The organism is Pseudomonas putida (genome assembly GCF_002906855.1).
GTDB lineage: Bacteria > Pseudomonadota > Gammaproteobacteria > Pseudomonadales > Pseudomonadaceae > Aquipseudomonas > Aquipseudomonas putida_N.
In genome coordinates this window covers 1,143,016-1,160,053 of sequence record NZ_MINI01000048.1, presented here as the reverse complement: position 1 = coordinate 1,160,053, position 17,038 = coordinate 1,143,016, and the positions used below count along the sequence as shown (strand labels likewise).

Annotated in this window: 13 protein-coding genes; 8 read left to right on the top strand and 5 right to left on the bottom strand. The window is 64.3% G+C overall.

The genetic code is table 11. From position 1 onward, the window contains the following. Positions 1-23 precede the first annotated feature (23 nt). Positions 24-995 carry a thymidylate synthase gene (locus tag BGP85_RS28025; RefSeq protein WP_103446132.1) on the top strand — a complete coding sequence of 324 codons (972 nt, stop codon included), beginning with the start codon at positions 24-26 and terminating at the stop codon, positions 993-995. Positions 996-1,035: 40 nt separating this feature from the next. Here BGP85_RS28025 and cadR read toward each other — a convergent pair whose 3' ends face one another. Further along, the gene (cadR, locus tag BGP85_RS28020; RefSeq protein WP_103446131.1) at positions 1,036-1,479 is read right to left on the bottom strand and encodes a cadmium resistance transcriptional regulator CadR; all 444 of its coding nucleotides are present in this window, start codon (positions 1,477-1,479) and stop codon (positions 1,036-1,038) included. Between the two features lie 83 nt (positions 1,480-1,562). Here cadR and BGP85_RS28015 point away from each other — a divergent pair, with 83 nt between their 5' ends. The 5 genes from BGP85_RS28015 (at position 1,563) to BGP85_RS27995 (ending at position 8,647) form a co-directional block, all read left to right on the top strand. Then, a complete protein-coding gene (locus tag BGP85_RS28015) occupies positions 1,563-3,815 on the top strand; it encodes a heavy metal translocating P-type ATPase (protein ID WP_103446130.1) in 2,253 nt (750 codons plus the stop codon). A gap of 9 nt (positions 3,816-3,824) precedes the next feature. Beyond that, positions 3,825-4,694, top strand: coding sequence for a LysR family transcriptional regulator (locus BGP85_RS28010; protein WP_103446129.1), 870 nt, complete (start codon positions 3,825-3,827; stop codon positions 4,692-4,694). Between the two features lie 112 nt (positions 4,695-4,806). After that, the gene (locus tag BGP85_RS28005; RefSeq protein ID WP_103446128.1) at positions 4,807-5,865 is read left to right on the top strand and encodes a putative 2-aminoethylphosphonate ABC transporter ATP-binding protein; all 1,059 of its coding nucleotides are present in this window, start codon (positions 4,807-4,809) and stop codon (positions 5,863-5,865) included. Position 5,866: 1 nt separating this feature from the next. Next, complete coding sequence (locus tag BGP85_RS28000; RefSeq protein ID WP_103446127.1) at positions 5,867-7,591, top strand: putative 2-aminoethylphosphonate ABC transporter permease subunit; 1,725 nt, start codon at positions 5,867-5,869, stop codon at positions 7,589-7,591. A gap of 30 nt (positions 7,592-7,621) precedes the next feature. Further along, positions 7,622-8,647 carry a putative 2-aminoethylphosphonate ABC transporter substrate-binding protein gene (locus BGP85_RS27995; protein WP_103446126.1) on the top strand — a complete coding sequence of 342 codons (1,026 nt, stop codon included), beginning with the start codon at positions 7,622-7,624 and terminating at the stop codon, positions 8,645-8,647. A 57-nt stretch (positions 8,648-8,704) separates the two neighbouring features. Here the strand turns inward: BGP85_RS27995 and BGP85_RS27990 are convergent, their stop codons facing one another. Then, positions 8,705-10,069: a GTPase/DUF3482 domain-containing protein gene (locus tag BGP85_RS27990; protein WP_103446125.1), complete on the bottom strand. Its 1,365-nt coding sequence runs from the start codon at positions 10,067-10,069 to the stop codon at positions 8,705-8,707. Beyond that, positions 10,062-11,453: a DUF2868 domain-containing protein gene (locus BGP85_RS27985; protein WP_103446124.1), complete on the bottom strand. Its 1,392-nt coding sequence runs from the start codon at positions 11,451-11,453 to the stop codon at positions 10,062-10,064. The genes BGP85_RS27990 and BGP85_RS27985 overlap by 8 nt, the downstream gene beginning before the upstream one ends. Positions 11,454-11,507: 54 nt before the next feature. On the opposite strand from BGP85_RS27985, the gene BGP85_RS27980 reads away from it, so the two are divergent. After that, positions 11,508-12,023, top strand: coding sequence for a dihydrofolate reductase (locus tag BGP85_RS27980; RefSeq protein ID WP_103446123.1), 516 nt, complete (start codon positions 11,508-11,510; stop codon positions 12,021-12,023). A gap of 35 nt (positions 12,024-12,058) precedes the next feature. Here the strand turns inward: BGP85_RS27980 and BGP85_RS27975 are convergent, their stop codons facing one another. After that, complete coding sequence (locus BGP85_RS27975) at positions 12,059-13,450, bottom strand: L-cystine transporter (RefSeq protein ID WP_103446122.1); 1,392 nt, start codon at positions 13,448-13,450, stop codon at positions 12,059-12,061. A gap of 242 nt (positions 13,451-13,692) precedes the next feature. Here BGP85_RS27975 and BGP85_RS27970 point away from each other — a divergent pair, with 242 nt between their 5' ends. Next, the gene (locus tag BGP85_RS27970; protein WP_103446121.1) at positions 13,693-14,748 is read left to right on the top strand and encodes a phosphorylcholine phosphatase; all 1,056 of its coding nucleotides are present in this window, start codon (positions 13,693-13,695) and stop codon (positions 14,746-14,748) included. A gap of 101 nt (positions 14,749-14,849) precedes the next feature. On the opposite strand, the gene ilvD is transcribed toward BGP85_RS27970, so the two are convergent. Then, positions 14,850-16,691, bottom strand: coding sequence for a dihydroxy-acid dehydratase (gene ilvD / locus BGP85_RS27965; RefSeq protein ID WP_103446120.1), 1,842 nt, complete (start codon positions 16,689-16,691; stop codon positions 14,850-14,852). Between the last annotated feature and the right edge of the window lie 347 nt (positions 16,692-17,038).

Below are 17,038 nucleotides of genomic sequence, written 5' to 3'. Positions count from 1 at the left end.
GCCGTTCTTGTTACAGGTAAGCCATGAAACAGTATCTGGACCTGGTCCGCGACGTCATCGAGAACGGCACGCTGCAAGGCAACCGCACTGGCATCCGCACCATCAGCCTGCCGGGCGCCATGCTGCGTTTCGACCTGCAAAAAGGCTTCCCGGCCATTACCACGCGCAAACTGGCGTTCAAGTCGGCAATCGGCGAGATGGTCGGCTTCCTGCGTGGCGTGAAGAACGCCGGTGAATTCCGCGAGCTGGGCTGCAAGGTCTGGGACCAGAACGCCAACGAGAACGCCCAGTGGCTGGCCAACCCGTTCCGCCAGGGGCATGACGACCTGGGCGAGATCTACGGCGTGCAATGGCGCCAGTGGCCAGGCTACAAGCGCATCCCGCTGAGCAACCCGGCAGCCATCGAAATGGCCGAGCAGGCGGGTTTCCGTCGCATCGCCCAGGACGAAGAGGACGGGGTGGCGTTCGTCATCCTGTACAAGTCCATCGACCAGGTGCGCCAGTGCCTGGACACCATCGCCACCGACCCGGGTAGCCGGCGCATCCTGTTCCACGGCTGGAATTGCGCCCAGCTCGACGAAATGGCCCTGCCGCCGTGCCACCTGCTGTACCAGTTCCACCCGAATGTCGAGACCAAGGAAATTTCCCTGACCCTTTACATCCGCTCCAACGACCTGGGGCTGGGCACGCCATTCAACCTCACCGAAGGCGCGGCGTTGCTGTCGCTGTTCGGCCGCCTGACCGGCTACACCCCGCGCTGGTTCACCTACTTCATCGGCGATGCCCATGTGTATGAGAACCATCTGGACATGCTTAACGAGCAGCTCAAGCGCGAGCCGCTGGAAGCGCCGAAGCTGGTGATCAGCGACCGTGTGCCGGAATTTGCCAAGACCGGCAAGTACGAGCCGGAGTGGCTGGAGAAGATCGAGCCGAGCGATTTCAGCCTGGAAGGGTATGAGCACCATGCGCCGATGACGGCGCCGATGGCGGTGTGATTCTCTGGATTGCCGGGGGCACGAGGCGCCCCCGGCAATCTCAATGCCCGTGGCTACGCCCCACATGGGAATGTTCAATATCCGGTACTGATACCGCCCCGTTCGTTTCCAGTTGCTGCAAGATCGCGCATTCCGCCCCCTGCGCACTGCAGCGCCGCCGCAGCTCCACCAGCTGCTCCTGCAACGCCACCAAGCCATCTATCCTCGCCTGCACATGCTCGATATGCTCGTCGATCAGCGCATTGACGCTGCCGCACGCGTCGTCTGGGCTGTCGCGCAGGCGTAGCAGGCTGCGGATCTCGTCCAGGGTCATGTCCAGCGTTCGGCAGTTGCGGATGAAGGTAAGCCGCTCCACATGGGCCTGGGTGTACTGCCGGTAGTTGCCCTCGGTGCGCGCCGGCTCCGGCAGCAATTGTTCGCGCTCGTAATAGCGGATGGTTTCCACGGCGCAGTCGGTGGCCTTGGCCAGTTCTCCGATCTTCATGGCGAAATCTCCAGCAAGTGGCTTGACCCTATAGTGGCTACAGGGTGTTCACTTGGCAACAGGCTCTATTTAAGGATGACCCCATGAACCAGCCTGTCAGCCACGAACACAAGCATTCGCACGACCATGCCCATGGCGATAAAGACCACGGCCATGCCGCTCACGCTCAAAGCTGCTGTGGCTCCAGCGCCGCGCCCGCTTTGGTGCAACTGCGCGGGAAGGCCAGCAGCCATGCGCAGCTCAGCCGTTTTCGCATCGACGCCATGGACTGCCCCACCGAGCAGACCCTGATCCAGGACAAGCTGGGCAAACTGGCGGGCATCGAGCAGCTCGAATTCAACCTGATCAACCGCGTGCTCGGTGTGCGCCATACCTTGAGCGGCAACGGCGAGATCGAACGCGCCATCGACAGCCTCGGTATGAAGGCCGAGCCGCTGGCCGCTGAAGACGACGGTAGCACCGCTGCAGCGCAGCCGCACAGGACCCGCTGGTGGCCGCTGGCCCTGTCGGGTGTTGCCGCGATCGCCGCCGAAATCGTGCACTTCGCTCGCCTCGCGCCAGAATGGCTGGTTGCCGCGCTCGCGCTGGCGGCAATCCTCGGCTGTGGCCTGGGCACCTACAAGAAGGGCTGGATCGCCCTGAAGAACCGTAACCTCAACATCAATGCGTTGATGAGCATCGCCGTGACCGGCGCCGTGCTGATTGGCCAGTGGCCGGAAGCGGCCATGGTCATGGTGCTGTTCACTGTCGCCGAGCTGATCGAGGCGCGCTCGCTGGATCGGGCGCGCAATGCCATTGGCGGGCTGATGCAGCTGGCCCCGGACATGGCCACGGTGCAGCAGGCCGATGGCCAGTGGCGCGAGGTGGAGGTGCGTGAGGTGGCTATCGGCGCCTTGGTGCGGGTGCGACCGGGCGAACGCATCGGCCTGGATGGTGAGGTGGTCAGCGGGCAATCCAGCGTCGATCAGGCGCCGATCACCGGCGAAAGCCTGCCTGTGGAAAAGGCCGCGGGCGACAAGCTGTTCGCCGGCACCATCAACCAGGCCGGCGCCTTGGAGTACCGGGTAACGGCAGCCGCAGGGCAGTCGACCTTGGCGCGCATCATCAAGGCCGTCGAGGAAGCACAGGGGGCGCGTGCGCCTACCCAGCGTTTCGTCGACCAGTTCTCGCGCATCTACACCCCGGTGGTGTTCGCCGTGGCCCTGGCAGTGGCATTGATCCCGCCGCTGTTCATGGCCGGTGTCTGGTTCGACTGGGTGTACCGTGCACTGGTACTGCTGGTGGTGGCTTGCCCCTGTGCGCTGGTCATCTCCACCCCGGTGACCATCGTCAGTGGCCTGGCCGCTGCGGCGCGCAAGGGCATCCTGATCAAGGGCGGGGTCTACCTGGAAGGCGGGCGCAAGCTGGACTTCCTGGCCCTGGACAAGACTGGCACCATCACCCACGGCAAACCTGTACAAACCGATGCCAAGGTGCTTGAACCCTTGTTCGAGGGCCGTGCCCAGGCGTTGGCGGCGAGCCTGGCCGACCGTTCCGATCACCCGGTGTCGGGCGCCATCGCCCAGTTTGCCAAGGCGCAGAACTTGCCGCTGAGCGAGGTCAGCGAATTCGCGGCCCTGGCCGGCCGCGGCGTGCGGGGTGATATCGACGGCGAAACCTACCACCTGGGCAACCACCGGTTGGTGGAGGAGCTGGGCCTGTGCTCGCCGGAGTTGGAAACCCAACTGGATACGCTGGAGCGCCAGGGCAAGACCGTCGTTCTGCTGCTCGACCGTTCCGGGCCGTTGGCTCTGTTCGCCGTGGCCGACACGGTCAAGGACAGTAGCCGGCAGGCGATTGCCGAACTGCACGCACTGGGCATCAAGACCGTCATGTTGACCGGCGACAATCCGCACACCGCTCAGGCCATCGCCGCCCAGGTCGGCATCGACCGCGCCGAGGGCAACCTGCTGCCGGCCGACAAGCTGCAGAGCATCGAGCAGCTGTACGCCGAAGGGCACCGGGTGGGCATGGTCGGCGATGGCATCAACGATGCACCAGCGCTGGCCCGTGCCGAAATCGGTTTCGCCATGGCGGCGGCGGGTACCGACACGGCGATCGAGACCGCCGACGTGGCACTGATGGATGACGACTTGCGCAAAATCCCGGCGTTCGTCAGGCTGTCGCGCCAAAGTGCGGCGATTCTGACGCAGAACATCGTTCTGGCGCTGGGCATCAAGGCGATATTCCTGGCGATCACCTTTGCCGGCATGGCCACCATGTGGATGGCGGTGTTCGCCGACATGGGCGTGAGCCTGCTGGTGGTGTTCAACGGTCTGCGCCTGCTGCGCAAATGAGGTCCTGCAATGCTGAGTGCCGAACTCAAAGCCTTTTACATGGTGGCCCGCCTGGGCAGCATCACCTTGGCGGCGAAGAAGCTCGGGCTCAGCCAGCCGACGGTGACCACGCAGATCCGCAATCTGGAAAGCCAATACGCGGTGGAGTTGTTCTACCGCGGAGGCCGGCGCCTGGTGCTGAGCGAGGAGGGCGTGCGCATGCTGCCGATGGTCAAGGCGCTGCTGCAGCAGGAGGCCGACATCGAGTTCGAGCTGCGCAACAGCGGCCAGGCCCAGGGCAGTTTGCGCATTGCTGCCACCGCGCCTTACTACATCCTCGACCTGGTGAAGATCTTCCGCGAACGCCTACCCCAGGTCGAAGTGACGGTGGAGATCGGCAACTCGCAACAGGTGCTGGAGATGCTCGAGGATTACCGGGTGGATATCGCGGCGTCGTCGCAGCTGGTGGAGGATGCGCGGCTGGTGCGACGGGTGCTGGGCACCGATCCGCTGGTGGTGGCGGTGCACCGCAATCATCCGTTGGCCCATCGGCAGGCGGTAGCCATCGATGGGTTGGCGGGGCATTGCCTGCTGATGCGCGAGAAGGGCTCGACCACGCGCAAGTTGACCGAGCAGATGATGCTGGACGCCGGGGTCAAGGCCGGGGCGTTGCTGGAGATCGGCAGCCGCGAGTCGATCCGCGAGGCGGTGCTGCGCAATATCGGCATCAGCGTGATTGCCCGGCATGAGGTGCCGCACAACCCGGAACTGCGGGTGCTGGCGCTGGAGAATGCGCCGGTGATGCATGAATACCTGTATTGCCTGAAGGAGCGGCGCCAGGCGCGGTTGCCGGCGGCCTTCCTTGGCGTGGCGCAGGAAGTGGTGGGTTCGCACCTGTAAGCGGCCTACTACAAAATCTGCCTATACCACTATCACCGGCTTTTGCCTAAAAGCCACAGAACCTTCGCACAGTCTTCCTAGCATGGCCTCACTTGTTCGATGAGGCCTTGCCATGAACCACGCCACCCCGGGCGCACAGATGAAAGTGCGCGGTATCCACAAGCGTTTCGGTGCCTTCACGGCGTTGAACAATGTGTCCCTGGACATCGCCGCTGGTGAGCTGGTCTGCCTGCTCGGCCCGTCCGGTTGCGGCAAGACCACCCTGCTGCGTTGCATCGCCGGCCTTGAACGCCAGGACCGCGGTGCGCTGTACATCGGTGAGCGCGACATCTCCGAACTGCCGCCCCAGGTCCGGGACTACGGCATTCTGTTCCAGTCCTACGCGCTGTTCCCCAACCTGACCGTCGAGGCCAATATCGCCTACGGCCTGACCGGCACCAGCCGCGACGAGAGCCGCCAGCGTGTGGCAGAGATGCTCGAGCTGGTCGGCCTGAGCGGCAGCGAGAAAAAGTACCCGGGCCAGCTTTCCGGCGGCCAGCAGCAACGTGTAGCCCTGGCCCGTGCGCTGGCGCCATCACCCTCGCTGCTGCTGCTCGACGAACCGATGTCGGCGCTGGATGCCCGGGTGCGTGAGCATCTGTGCACCGAACTGCGCCAATTGCAGCGCCAGCTGGGCATCACCACGTTGATGGTTACCCACAACCAGGATGAAGCCATGCTCATGGCCGACCGCATTGCGGTGATGAACAACGGCCAGGTCGAGCAATACGCTACCCCGCAGGAAATCTACGACCAGCCAGCCACGCCGTTTGTCGCCGAGTTCGTTGGCCAGGGCAACTGGCTGCCGTTCCAGCGCAGTAGCGACAGCCACGCCCAGGTCGGCGCCATGAGCATGCGCCTGGCGACCAACGCAGGTACCGCCCGCAGTGGCCGGCTGTTCTGCCGCCCGGAGGCGATCACTGTGAACCCGGTGGTGCATGAGGAGAACCTGTTCCCGGCCAAGGTCCGCGAAATCACCTTCCTCGGCAACCGCTGCCGCATGAGCTTCGAACTCAAGGCCCTGCCGGGCCATGCGCTGCTCGCCGAGCTGGCGCCGGAAGCCATGCCGCGCCTGGGCTCGCAGGATATCTGGGTGGCCTTGCCACCGCAGAGCCTGCAGGTGTTTGCCTGAGATGGCCGCGCCAATGTCCCTGCCGCTGACCCAAGCCAAGGATGCGCGACGCGGTGAGGTCGCCCTGGGTGACCGCCTGTTCGTCATCGGTGGCAAGAGCCTGCTGCTGGTCCTTCTGCTGCTGGCCGTGGTGATGCCACTGCTGGCCATTTTCTGGAAAGGCTTCAGCGGTGAAGCCGGCCAGGGCGGTGGTCTGCTGGCTGCCCGCGAACTGTTCGCCAGCGATAACTTCCACTGGTTGCTCGGCAACAGCCTGTCGATAGCCTTCACCGTGGCGGCGATCGTGGTGCCGCTGGCCTACCTGTTCGCCTATGCCCTGCAGCGCACGCTGATCCCGGCCAAGGGCCTGTGGCGCGGTATTTCGCTGCTGCCACTGCTGGCGCCGTCGATGCTGCCGGCGATTGCCCTGGTCTATCTGTTCGGCAACCAGGGCCTGCTGCGCAGCCTGATCAGCGACAACATCTACGGCTTCTGGGGCATTGTCCTCGGCGAGGCCATCTACACATTCCCCCATGCGCTGATGATCCTGCTCTCGGCCCTGTCACTGGCCGACGCTCGGCTGTTCGACGCGGCGTCGAGCATGGGCGCCGGGCCGTGGCGGGCGTTTTGCAGCATCACCTGGCCAGCCACGCGGCAGGCGGTATTCGCCGCGTTCTGCCTGGTGTTCACCCTGACCATTCCCGACTTCGGTGTACCGGTGGTGGTCGGTGGCGACTATCAGGTGCTGGCGCTTGAAGCCTACAAGGCAGTGGTCGGCCAGCAGCAATTTGGCCGTGGCGCGTTGATCGGCATGGTGCTGCTGCTGCCAGCACTGCTCAGCTTCGGCGTCGATGCCTGGCTGCGTCGGCGCCAGGGTGAGGCAATGAGCGGTCGTGCCCAGGTGTTCGAGCCCAAGCCGTCGCGCTGCCGTGATGCCTGCTTCCTGGCCATCGTGCTGCTGGTCTGCGCGGCGCTGCTGGTGGTGATTGGCATGGCGGTGTACTCGTCGCTGGTGACGTTCTGGCCGTACAACCTGACCCTGTCGTTCAAGCACTACATGTTCGACGACACCGCCGGTGGCGGCTGGCTGGCCTACCGCAACAGCGTGACCATGGCCCTGTGCACCGCGCTGATCGGCAGCCTGGTGATCTTCACCGGCGCCTACCTGATGGAGAAAACCCAAGGCCAGCGCCTGCTCAACCAGGCCCTGCGCCTGCTCAGCTTCATCCCCATGGCGGTGCCTGGGTTGGTACTGGGCCTGGGCTACGTGTTCTTCTTCAACCTGAACGGCAACCCGCTGCACGTGTTCTATGGCGGCATGGCGCTGCTGGTGCTGTGCACCATCGCCCACTACCTGACCACCGCGCAGATGACCGCCGCCACCGCTCTGCGCCAGCTCGACGGCGAGTTCGAGGCCGCCGCGCTGTCGCTCAAGGCGCCGCTGTACAAGCACTTCGTGCGGGTCACCGTGCCGATCTGCCTGCCGGCGCTGCTGGACATCATCCGTTACCTGTTCGTCTCGGCGATGACCACCGTGTCGGCGGCGATCTTCCTCTACAGCCCCGACACCATCCTCGCCGCCGTCGCCGTATTGAACATGGACGATGCCGGCAACGTCGGCGGCGCCGCTGCCATGTCGACCCTGATCCTGCTGACCAGCGCCGCCGCATCCCTGTTGCTGGCCGCTGCTTCGCGCGGCCTGCTGCGCCGCTCTCAGGCCTGGCGCCAGCGCGCTCCTGGCCATTGACCGACTGCCCACTCTGATAGGAAACGCATCATGTTCAAGCCCCTTGCACTTGTCGCTGCCGTATCCGCCGTCTTCAGCCTGCAGGCTTCGGCCGCAGCCACCCAGCTGACCGTCTACACCGCCCTGGAAGCCGAGCAGCTCAAGAGCTACAAGCAGGCCTTCGAAAAGGCCAACCCGGACATCGAAATCAAATGGGTGCGTGACTCCACCGGTATCATCACCGCCAAGCTGCTGGCCGAGAAAGACCGCCCGCAAGCCGACGCAGTATGGGGCCTGGCCGCCTCCAGCCTGGCCATCCTCGACCAGAACGGCATGCTCGAAGCCTACGCGCCGAAAGACCTGGGGAAAATCTCCGCGAACTACCGCGATGCGGCCAACCCGCCAGCCTGGGTCGGCATGGACGTATGGGCCGCGACCATCTGCTTCAATACCATCGAAGCCGAGAAGCAGGGCCTGAGCAAACCGGTGAGCTGGCAGGACCTGACCAAGCCTGAATACAAAGGCAAGATCGTCATGCCTAACCCGGCTTCCTCCGGCACCGGCTTCCTCGACGTCAGCGCCTGGCTGCAGACCTTCGGCGAGCCACAGGGCTGGGCCTACATGGATGCTCTGCACCAGAACATCGGCCAGTACGTACACTCCGGCTCCAAGCCGTGCAAGCTGGCGGCGGCGGGCGAGTTCCCGATCGGTATCTCGTTCGAGTACCCGGCCGTGCAGCTCAAGCGCCAGGGCGCGCCGCTGGACATCGTGCTGCCGAAGGAAGGCCTGGGCTGGGAGATCGAGGCGACCGCCGTGATCAAGGGCTTGCCGAAGGCTGACGCGGCCAAGCGCTTGGCTGATTTCTCGGCAAGCCCTGCCGCCATGGAGCTGTACAAGGACAACTTTGCCGTGCTGGCCGCGCCAGGCATTGCCAAGCCGCAGACCGAGCTGCCAGCCGACTATGAACAGCGCCTGATCAAGAACGACTTTGCCTGGGCCTCGAAGAACCGCGACGAGATCCTCACTGAATGGCGCAAGCGCTATGACGGCAAGTCGGAGAAAGTGGCGCAACAATAAGCCCCAGCGGTGAAGCCTCTTGGTGGGCATGTCCGCGAAGAGGCCTGGCTTGCACAATCAGATCTGTGAAACAAGCGCTTCCAGCTGCTCCTGCCGCTCAGCTTGATTCAGCTTCGCCCCGGGATTGAGCGTCGACCACTGCGGATGCGCCCGCGCCTTGCTCAAGGCTTCGGGCAGCTTGCCCTCGCGCCAGGCCTTTTCATCCAGCTCGCCCAGCCGAATGCTGTCCTGCGCCGCATGCCCACGCCCCTCCAGCGCCATCATCAACTGCTGTTGACGCAACGCGAGCAGCCGCAGCACGGTGTCGTCGACTGTCAGCTCGCGCTGCCCCTTCAACTTGCCCATCAACCGCGATCCATAGTTACGTGCGGTCTGCAGTGCGCCACCGGCGATCGCGCCCGCCAACGCTGCAGCGCCTAAAGTCAGGCCGCCAACCAGCAGGTCAACGCCGGCACCGGCTGCAGCGCCAGCCGCCACACCGCTGCCCAGGCGAACCCCAAGCAGTTTAAGGGTCTCGGGATTGAACAGGTCATCGCCCCAGCGACCATCCAGCAGCGGCAGGTCCCCGGCATTGGCATCCTCGCGACGGAACGCGTAGAGCTTGAGTAGCGCTTCGACACAGCGTTGTTCACGTTGGCGCACATCCTGGCGCAAGGCTTCGACAGCCCGGGCTTCAGCTGCCGGCTCGGCCTCGACGCTACGTCGGCAGGCGGCGCAGTCGAGCAGCAGTTCGGCGATCAGCCGCTTGCCGCTGTGCTGACGCGCCAGGCGCTGGGCCTGCTGGTCGTCGATCAGCCGCTGCAGGGCGGGTCGGGCATCCTCCAGCAGCAGTGCCAGGCTTTCGTACAGACGACGTTCACCATCCTCTGGCGGCGCTACGCTATCGAACCGCACCAATGCGTGAAGCCCAAGCCGGGCAAGGGCTTCACGCCACTCCGTCTCGCGGTGCTGGCTACTGGCGACGAAGTTGAGCACCGGCAGCAGCGGCTTGCCGCAACTGGCCAGTACTTCCAGTTCGTCGCGGTACTTGGCCAGCACGGGCTCCCGGGCGTCGATCACATACAGGCCGGCATTGCTCGCCAGCAACTGGCGCAGCACCTTGGCTTCCTGTTCGAAGCGCTGGCGGGCCTCGCTGCCTTGCAGGAAGCGTTCGAGGCGGGCTGGGCCGTCCAGGCGTTCGCCCGGGCGCTCCAGGCGCTCGAGGTAATCGAGCAGGGCGATGGCGTCCTCCAGGCCGGGGGTGTCGTAGAGCTCCAGCAGCGGTTCACCGTCCACCGACAGCCGCGCACCCTCGACATGGCGGGTGGTGCTGGGGCGGTGCGAGACCTCGCCGAAGCCGACATCGCGGGTGAGCGTGCGCAGCAGCGAAGTCTTGCCGACGTTGGTGTGGCCGACCACGGCCAGTTTCAGCGGCTCAGTCATGACCATGCTCCAGCCAGGTCAGGGGCGACGTGTCGGCATGGCTCAGGCCGAGGCGGTCTAGGGCGTCGTGCCAGTCGCCCAGGCGTTCGGCGTCCAGGGCCTGGCCGGGGGCAGCCTGAAGCAGCCAGATGCGAGTGGCGCCTGCATTGCGCGCCAGCTCCGCGAGCAGCGCCAGGCTGCCACGATCGGGTGAGCGGCGTGGGTCGCAGGCGATGGCCAAGCGCGCCGGAGGGAAACGGCTGAGTTGTTCGAGCAGCCTGTTGCGCGACTCGCGGCTGTCGAGCACACCCGCGTCGGTTACTGCCTTGGGCAGGGCAGGCGGCCAGGGACGTTGGTCGTCAAGTTCGAGGCCTACCAGTAAGGCGCCGCTGCTGCCGCTTTCCAGCTGGCCGGCCTGAAACTGCGGGAGGGCATCGGGTGCGGCGTCCTGCACGCCGATGCGTTCGCTGCGCGGCATCAGTGCATCGCGCAGTTGCGCGTAACCGGGCAGGCTGAGGTCCAGCGCCAGCTGCGCACGGCCTTGACGCCAGCGGCACAGGCACAGCCCGGCCAGCAGCAGGCGCGGCAGCAGGCCGTACACCAGCACCACGCCGAGCAGCCAGCTGGCCCAGGCGTGGCGGGCGCTATCCAGGGCGGGGAAGGTGTCGCCACTGGCGCGGATCATTGCTTCGTCCGGCACGGCGAAACCGAGCAGCGAAGGCAGGGCGCCGAGGGCCTGGGTCAGGTGGATGAACGGGTCGGCGGCCAGCAGGGTGGTTTCCCAGACGAAGTCGTAACGGCGGGTTGCCAGCAAGGCCAGCAGCATGCTCAGGGCGGCGACCATCGCCAGCAGCCACAGGCCGTGCACCAGCACGCCGAGCAGCCAGCGATTCAGGCGTTGGCGTTGCAGCAGCACCAGCAGTGCCGGCGCCAGGTGTGCGGCCTTGGCGTCGCGGGCGAAGCGCTCACTTAGCCACAACCACAGGCGACCGAGGCTGGCGCCGTGCTCGCCGCTCAAGGCGAAACCCACGGCCCAGCCCAGCAACAACAGCAGGTTCAGCCCGAGCAGGCTGCCCAGCGCCCAGAACACGTTGACCGGGCGCTGCCCGTCGCCCAGGGCGGCGAAGGCCAGGCCTGCGCCGCTGAAAACGGCCAGTAGCATCAAGGCCAGCAACGCCAGGCGTGCGCCCTGTTTCCAGTGGCGCAACGCCGAGGTCATGCCGTCGCGTTCGGCGAGGAACAGCGCACGGGTTTCGATGCGCGCTGCCAGGTCGCCGCCTTGCTGGCGGGCATGGCGGTTGGCCTCCTGATCGTCCAGGAGGCCGGCGTGTTCCTCGCGCAGGCGTACCGCTTCGGTGAGCCAGCGCTTGTCCAGTGGAGTCGGTGCAGTCACAAGGTCTTCCATTGCGTGGTTCAGGGCAGAAGCATAACCCACACGCCCGGTGCTATCCTCGCTGGCATGAATACATCACTCCCCCTCAGCCTGATCGCGGCTCACGCCGAGAACCGCGTGATCGGCATCGACAACACCATGCCCTGGCACCTGCCGGGGGACTTCAAGTACTTCAAGGCCACTACCCTGGGCAAGCCGATCATCATGGGGCGCAAGACCTGGGATTCGCTGGGTCGGCCGTTGCCGGGGCGTTTGAACATTGTGGTCAGCCGGCAGGCGGGCCTGGAACTGGCCGGGGCCGAGGTGTTCGCCTCGCTGGAGGCCGCAGTGGCGCGGGCCGGGCAGTGGGCGCGTGAGCAGGGCGTTGGCGAGGTCATGCTGATTGGCGGGGCGCAGCTGTATGGGCAGGCGTTGGAGAAGGGGCTGGTGAGCCGGATGTATCTTACGCGGGTGGAACTGGCGCCGGAGGGGGATGCGTGGTTCCCTGAGTTTGATGAGGGCCAGTGGAAGCTGATGTCGAGCGAGGCACAGGCTGAAGAAGGCAAGCCGGCTTACCACTTCGAGGTTTGGGACAAGATCTGAAATTGCGGGGGCTGCAAAGCAGCCCCCGCAATATGTCAGCTATGACTCAGCTCGGCATGCTCATCGCCGGCCAGCACGTCCTTGTCGGTCTCTTTCAGCAGCTGGCTGGTCACCACGCCCGCGGTCATCGAGCCATTCACGTTCAACGCCGTGCGGCCCATGTCGATCAGCGGCTCCACCGAAATCAGCAGTGCGACCAGCTCGACCGGCAAGCCCATGGCCGGCAGCACGATCAGCGCAGCGAAGGTCGCACCGCCACCGACGCCTGCCACACCCGCCGAACTCAGCGTCACGATCGCCACCAGGGTCGCGATCCACAGCGGGTCGAAGGTATCGATGCCCACCGCAGGCGCCACCATCACGGCCAGCATGGCCGGATAGAGGCCCGCGCAGCCGTTCTGGCCAATGGTGGTGCCGAACGATGCACTGAAGCTGGCAATCGATTGCGGCACACCCAGGCGGCGGGTTTGCGCCTCGATGTTCAGCGGGATGCTGGCGGCGCTGGAGCGGCTGGTGAAGGCAAAGGTCAGCACTGGCCAGACCTTGCGGAAGAAGCGCAGCGGGCTCACGCCAGTGGCGGCGAGGATGATGCCGTGGACCACGAACATCAGCGCCAGGCCCAGGTACGACACCACCACGAAACTGCCCAGCTTGAGGATATCTTCCAGGTTCGAGCTGGCCACCACCTTGGTCATCAGCGCGAGTACGCCGTAAGGGGTGAGCTTCATCACCACGCGAACCAGGCGCATCACCCAAGCTTGCAGTGTATCGATGGCCGACAGGGCGCGCGCGCCCTTCTCGGCGTCGTCCTTGATCAACTGCAGCGCGGCCAGGCCGACGAACACGGCGAAGATCACCACGCTGATGATCGAGGTCGGCTTGGCCCGGGCAAGGTCGCCAACCGGGTTACTCGGGATGAACGACAGCAGCAGCTGCGGGATGTTCAGGTCGGCAACCTTGCCTAAGTAGTCGCTGTGGATAACCTGCATGCGCGCGCTTTCCTGGGCGCCGGCCACCAGGCCTTCGGCGGTCAGGCCGAACAGGTTGGTCAGGACAATGCCGATCAGTGCGGCAATGGCGGTGGTCAGCAGCAGGGTGCCGATGCTCAACACGCTGATGCGGCCCAGCGAAGAGGCGTTGTGCAGGCGAGCCACGGCGCTGAGGATCGATGCGAAGATCAGCGGCATGACGATCATCTGTAGCAGGCCGACGTAGCTGTTGCCGACCAGGTCCAGCCAGCTGATGGTGGCCTTGAGTACCGGGTGGCCGGCGCCATAAATGGTGTGTAGAGTCAGGCCGAACGCGACGCCCAGCGCCAGGCCCAGCAGGACCTTCTTGGCCAGGCTCCAATCGGTGCGGCCGGTTTGTGCCAGGCCTAGCAGCAGGGCCAGGAACGCCAGCAGGTTGAGGGACAACGGCAGGTTCATTGAAGCTCCAGGAAAAAGCAGAAGAGGCATCGCCTCTGATGAGCGATTGCGAACGGAAATGCTAACAGCCTGAAAAGAAACGAATTTATACCCAAAAGTAATTTGCTTAGTCGTTTATGGAATAACAGGCTGTCGCGGATAGCAATGCACACGACGTTTACAGTTTTGTGAAGGTCGTTGTGAGGGGTCGAAATCGTCGAATCTTGCACTAATTTTTCCGGGTCATCTCAGGAGATTCGCACATGAAGTTCGCTCCGAAAGCCCTTGCCTTGGGTTTGTCCCTGCTGTTCAGTGTGGAAAGCTTCGCCACCGAGCTCAAGCACTGGCCCACCGATGCAGCCAAACAGCTCGACGCCATGATTGCCGCCAATGCTCATAAAGGTAATTACGCAGTCTTCGACATGGACAACACTAGCTACCGCTACGACCTCGAAGAAGCGTTGCTGCCATTCATGGAAAACAAGGGCCTGCTGACCCGCGACAAGCTTGACCCGTCGCTCAAGCTGATCCCGTTCAAGGACACGGCCGAGCACAAGGAAAGCCTGTTCAGCTACTACTACCGCCTGTGCGAGATCGACGACATGGTCTGCTACCCGTGGGTGGCGCAGGTGTTTGCCGGCTTCACTCTCAAAGAGCTCAAGGCTCAGGTCGATGAGCTGATGGCCTCGGGCAAGCCAATCCCCAGCACCTATTTTGAAGGTGACCAGGTCAAGTCCATCGAGGTACAGCCGCCGAAGGTATTCACCGGCCAGGCCGAGCTGTACAACAAATTGATGGAGAATGGCATCGAGGTCTATGTGATTTCGGCGGCGTCCGAAGAGCTGGTACGCATGGTCGCTTCCGATCCCAAGTACGGCTACAACGTCAAACCGCAGAACGTGATTGGTGTCAGCCTGTTGCTCAAGGATCGCGCCAATGGCCAGCTGACCACGGCGCGCAAGCAGATCAGCGCCGGGCAGTATGACGTCAAGGCCAATGAAGGGCTGGAGCTTACGCCATACCTGTGGACCCCGGCCACCTGGATGGCAGGCAAGCAGGCGGCGATCCTGACCTACATCGATGAATGGAAGAAGCCAGTGTTGGTGGGGGGTGATACGCCAACCAGTGATGGCTACATGCAGTTCCATGGTGTGGATGTGAACAAGGGCGGCATCCACCTGTGGATAAACCGCAAGGCCAAGTACATGGACCAGCTGAACGGGATGATCGCGAAGAACGCGGCGGCACAGGCGAAGGAAGGGTTGCCGGTGACGGCGGACAAGAACTGGGTGATTGTGACGCCGGAGCAGATTCAGTAGGACTTGCTGGCCTCTTCGCGGGTTTACTCGCGAAGAGGTCGGGACAGGCATAAAAAAACCGGCGCTCAGGGCGCCGGTTTCTCTTTCACGCGGTCAGAGCCTCAGAGCCCTTCCAGCATCGCCTTGTTACGCACAGCACCTTTGTCAGCACTGGTCGCCAGCAGGGCGTAGGCCTTCAGCGCGGTGGTCACCTTGCGTGGGCGCACTTCAGCCGGTTTCCAGCCTTTCTTGTCCTGCTCGATGCGGCGCTGAGCAAGCTCTTCGTCGCTGACCAGCAGGTTGATCGAACGGTTGGGGATGTCGATCAGCACCTTGTCGCCGTCGCGCACCAGGCCGATGGCGCCGCCAGCAGCAGCTTCCGGCGAGGCATGGCCGATCGACAGGCCCGAGGTACCGCCCGAGAAGCGGCCGTCGGTGAGCAGGGCGCAGGCCTTGCCCAGGCCCTTGGACTTCAGGTACGAGGTCGGGTAGAGCATTTCTTGCATACCCGGGCCGCCTTTCGGGCCTTCGTAACGGATGATCACGATGTCGCCGGCCTTCACTTCGTCGGCGAGGATGCCGCGCACGGCGCTGTCCTGGCTTTCGAAGATCTTCGCGGTGCCTTCGAACACGTGGATCGACTCGTCGACACCGGCGGTTTTCACCACGCAGCCGTCCAGGGCGATGTTGCCGTACAGCACAGCCAGGCCGCCTTCTTGCGAGTAGGCGTGCTCGAAGCTGCGGATACAGCCGTTTTCACGGTCGTCGTCGAGGGTTTCCCAACGGGTCGACTGGCTGAATGCAGTCTGGGTCGGGATGCCAGCTGGGCCTGCCTTGAAGAAGGTGTGCACGGCTTCGTCATCGGTCTGGGTGATGTCCCACTTGGCGATGGCTTCTTCCATGCTGCGGCTGTGCACAGTCGGCAGGTCGGTGTGCAGCAGGCCGCCACGGGCCAGCGAACCGAGGATGCTGAAGATGCCGCCAGCGCGGTGTACGTCTTCCATGTGGTACTTCTGGATGTTCGGCGCCACCTTGCACAACTGCGGCACCTTGCGCGACAGGCGATCGATGTCGCGCAGGTCGAACTCGACTTCACCTTCCTGGGCTGCAGCCAGCAGGTGCAGGATGGTGTTGGTCGAACCGCCCATGGCGATGTCGAGCATCATGGCGTTCTCGAACGCCTTGAAGTTGGCGATGCTGCGCGGCAGCACAGACTCGTCGTTTTCCTGGTAGTAGCGCTTGCACAGCTCGACGATGGTGCGGCCGGCGGTGAGGAACAGCTGCTCGCGGTCGGCGTGGGTGGCCAGGGTCGAACCGTTGCCCGGCAGGGCCAGGCCCAGGGCTTCGGTCAGGCAGTTCATCGAGTTGGCGGTGAACATGCCGGAGCACGAACCGCAGGTCGGGCAGGCGCTGCGCTCGTACTCGGCGACCTTCTCGTCACTGGCGGTGGAGTCGGCGGCGATGACCATCGCGTCGACCAGGTCCAGGCCGTGGCTGGCCAGCTTGGTCTTGCCGGCTTCCATCGGGCCGCCGGAGACGAAGATTACCGGGATGTTCAGGCGCAGGGCGGCCATCAGCATGCCGGGGGTGATCTTGTCGCAGTTGGAGATGCAGACGATGGCGTCGGCGCAATGGGCGTTGACCATGTACTCGACGGCGTCGGCGATGATCTCGCGGCTTGGCAGCGAGTACAGCATGCCGTCGTGGCCCATGGCGATGCCGTCATCGACCGCGATGGTGTTGAATTCCTTGGCCACGCCACCGGCGCGTTCGATCTCGCGGGCGACCAGCTGGCCGAGGTCCTTCAGGTGCACGTGGCCCGGGACGAATTGGGTGAACGAGTTGGCGATGGCGATGATCGGTTTCTTGAAGTCTTCGTCCTTCATCCCGGTGGCGCGCCACAGGGCGCGGGCGCCGGCCATGTTGCGGCCTTGGGTGGAAGTCTTGGAACGATAATCAGGCATGAAACACTCCTGGCGGCTTAATCAGGTCACAAAAAGGGGAGTGAGCTTCTCTTGTCCTTTGTACCGCAGGCCGGTTGCCACTGGCACGGATGGGGCCGAAGACCGCGCGGGATCGCCGCGTGCTTGGCCAGAGCTCATAAACCCGCCGGGGATGACTGGCGATGAATAGGCCGATTCTACACCGCTGGCGCGGCGAGGGAATGAAGATGTGCCTGGACGGTGGTTTGAGCGTGATTCCTGGCTGCGTGTAGGACGCCTCTGAAATGCTGCCTGCGTGGCAGACCCTGCCAACCGCGCTGGTTATTATCCTCCGCGCCGCATGTGCGGCTTCACGAGAAATCACTTCA

Coding starts and splice junctions, on each gene's coding strand:
- BGP85_RS27975 (WP_103446122.1), bottom strand. CDS start 13,450: ATGAACCTGCCGTTGTCCCTCAACCTGCTGGCGTTCCTGGCCCTGCTG.
- BGP85_RS28005 (WP_103446128.1), top strand. CDS start 4,807: ATGAACCACGCCACCCCGGGCGCACAGATGAAAGTGCGCGGTATCCAC.
- BGP85_RS28000 (WP_103446127.1), top strand. CDS start 5,867: ATGGCCGCGCCAATGTCCCTGCCGCTGACCCAAGCCAAGGATGCGCGA.
- BGP85_RS28015 (WP_103446130.1), top strand. CDS start 1,563: ATGAACCAGCCTGTCAGCCACGAACACAAGCATTCGCACGACCATGCC.
- BGP85_RS27970 (WP_103446121.1), top strand. CDS start 13,693: ATGAAGTTCGCTCCGAAAGCCCTTGCCTTGGGTTTGTCCCTGCTGTTC.
- cadR (WP_103446131.1), bottom strand. CDS start 1,479: ATGAAGATCGGAGAACTGGCCAAGGCCACCGACTGCGCCGTGGAAACC.
- BGP85_RS27985 (WP_103446124.1), bottom strand. CDS start 11,453: ATGGAAGACCTTGTGACTGCACCGACTCCACTGGACAAGCGCTGGCTC.
- BGP85_RS27995 (WP_103446126.1), top strand. CDS start 7,622: ATGTTCAAGCCCCTTGCACTTGTCGCTGCCGTATCCGCCGTCTTCAGC.
- BGP85_RS27990 (WP_103446125.1), bottom strand. CDS start 10,069: ATGACTGAGCCGCTGAAACTGGCCGTGGTCGGCCACACCAACGTCGGC.
- BGP85_RS28010 (WP_103446129.1), top strand. CDS start 3,825: ATGCTGAGTGCCGAACTCAAAGCCTTTTACATGGTGGCCCGCCTGGGC.
- BGP85_RS27980 (WP_103446123.1), top strand. CDS start 11,508: ATGAATACATCACTCCCCCTCAGCCTGATCGCGGCTCACGCCGAGAAC.
- BGP85_RS28025 (WP_103446132.1), top strand. CDS start 24: ATGAAACAGTATCTGGACCTGGTCCGCGACGTCATCGAGAACGGCACG.
- ilvD (WP_103446120.1), bottom strand. CDS start 16,691: ATGCCTGATTATCGTTCCAAGACTTCCACCCAAGGCCGCAACATGGCC.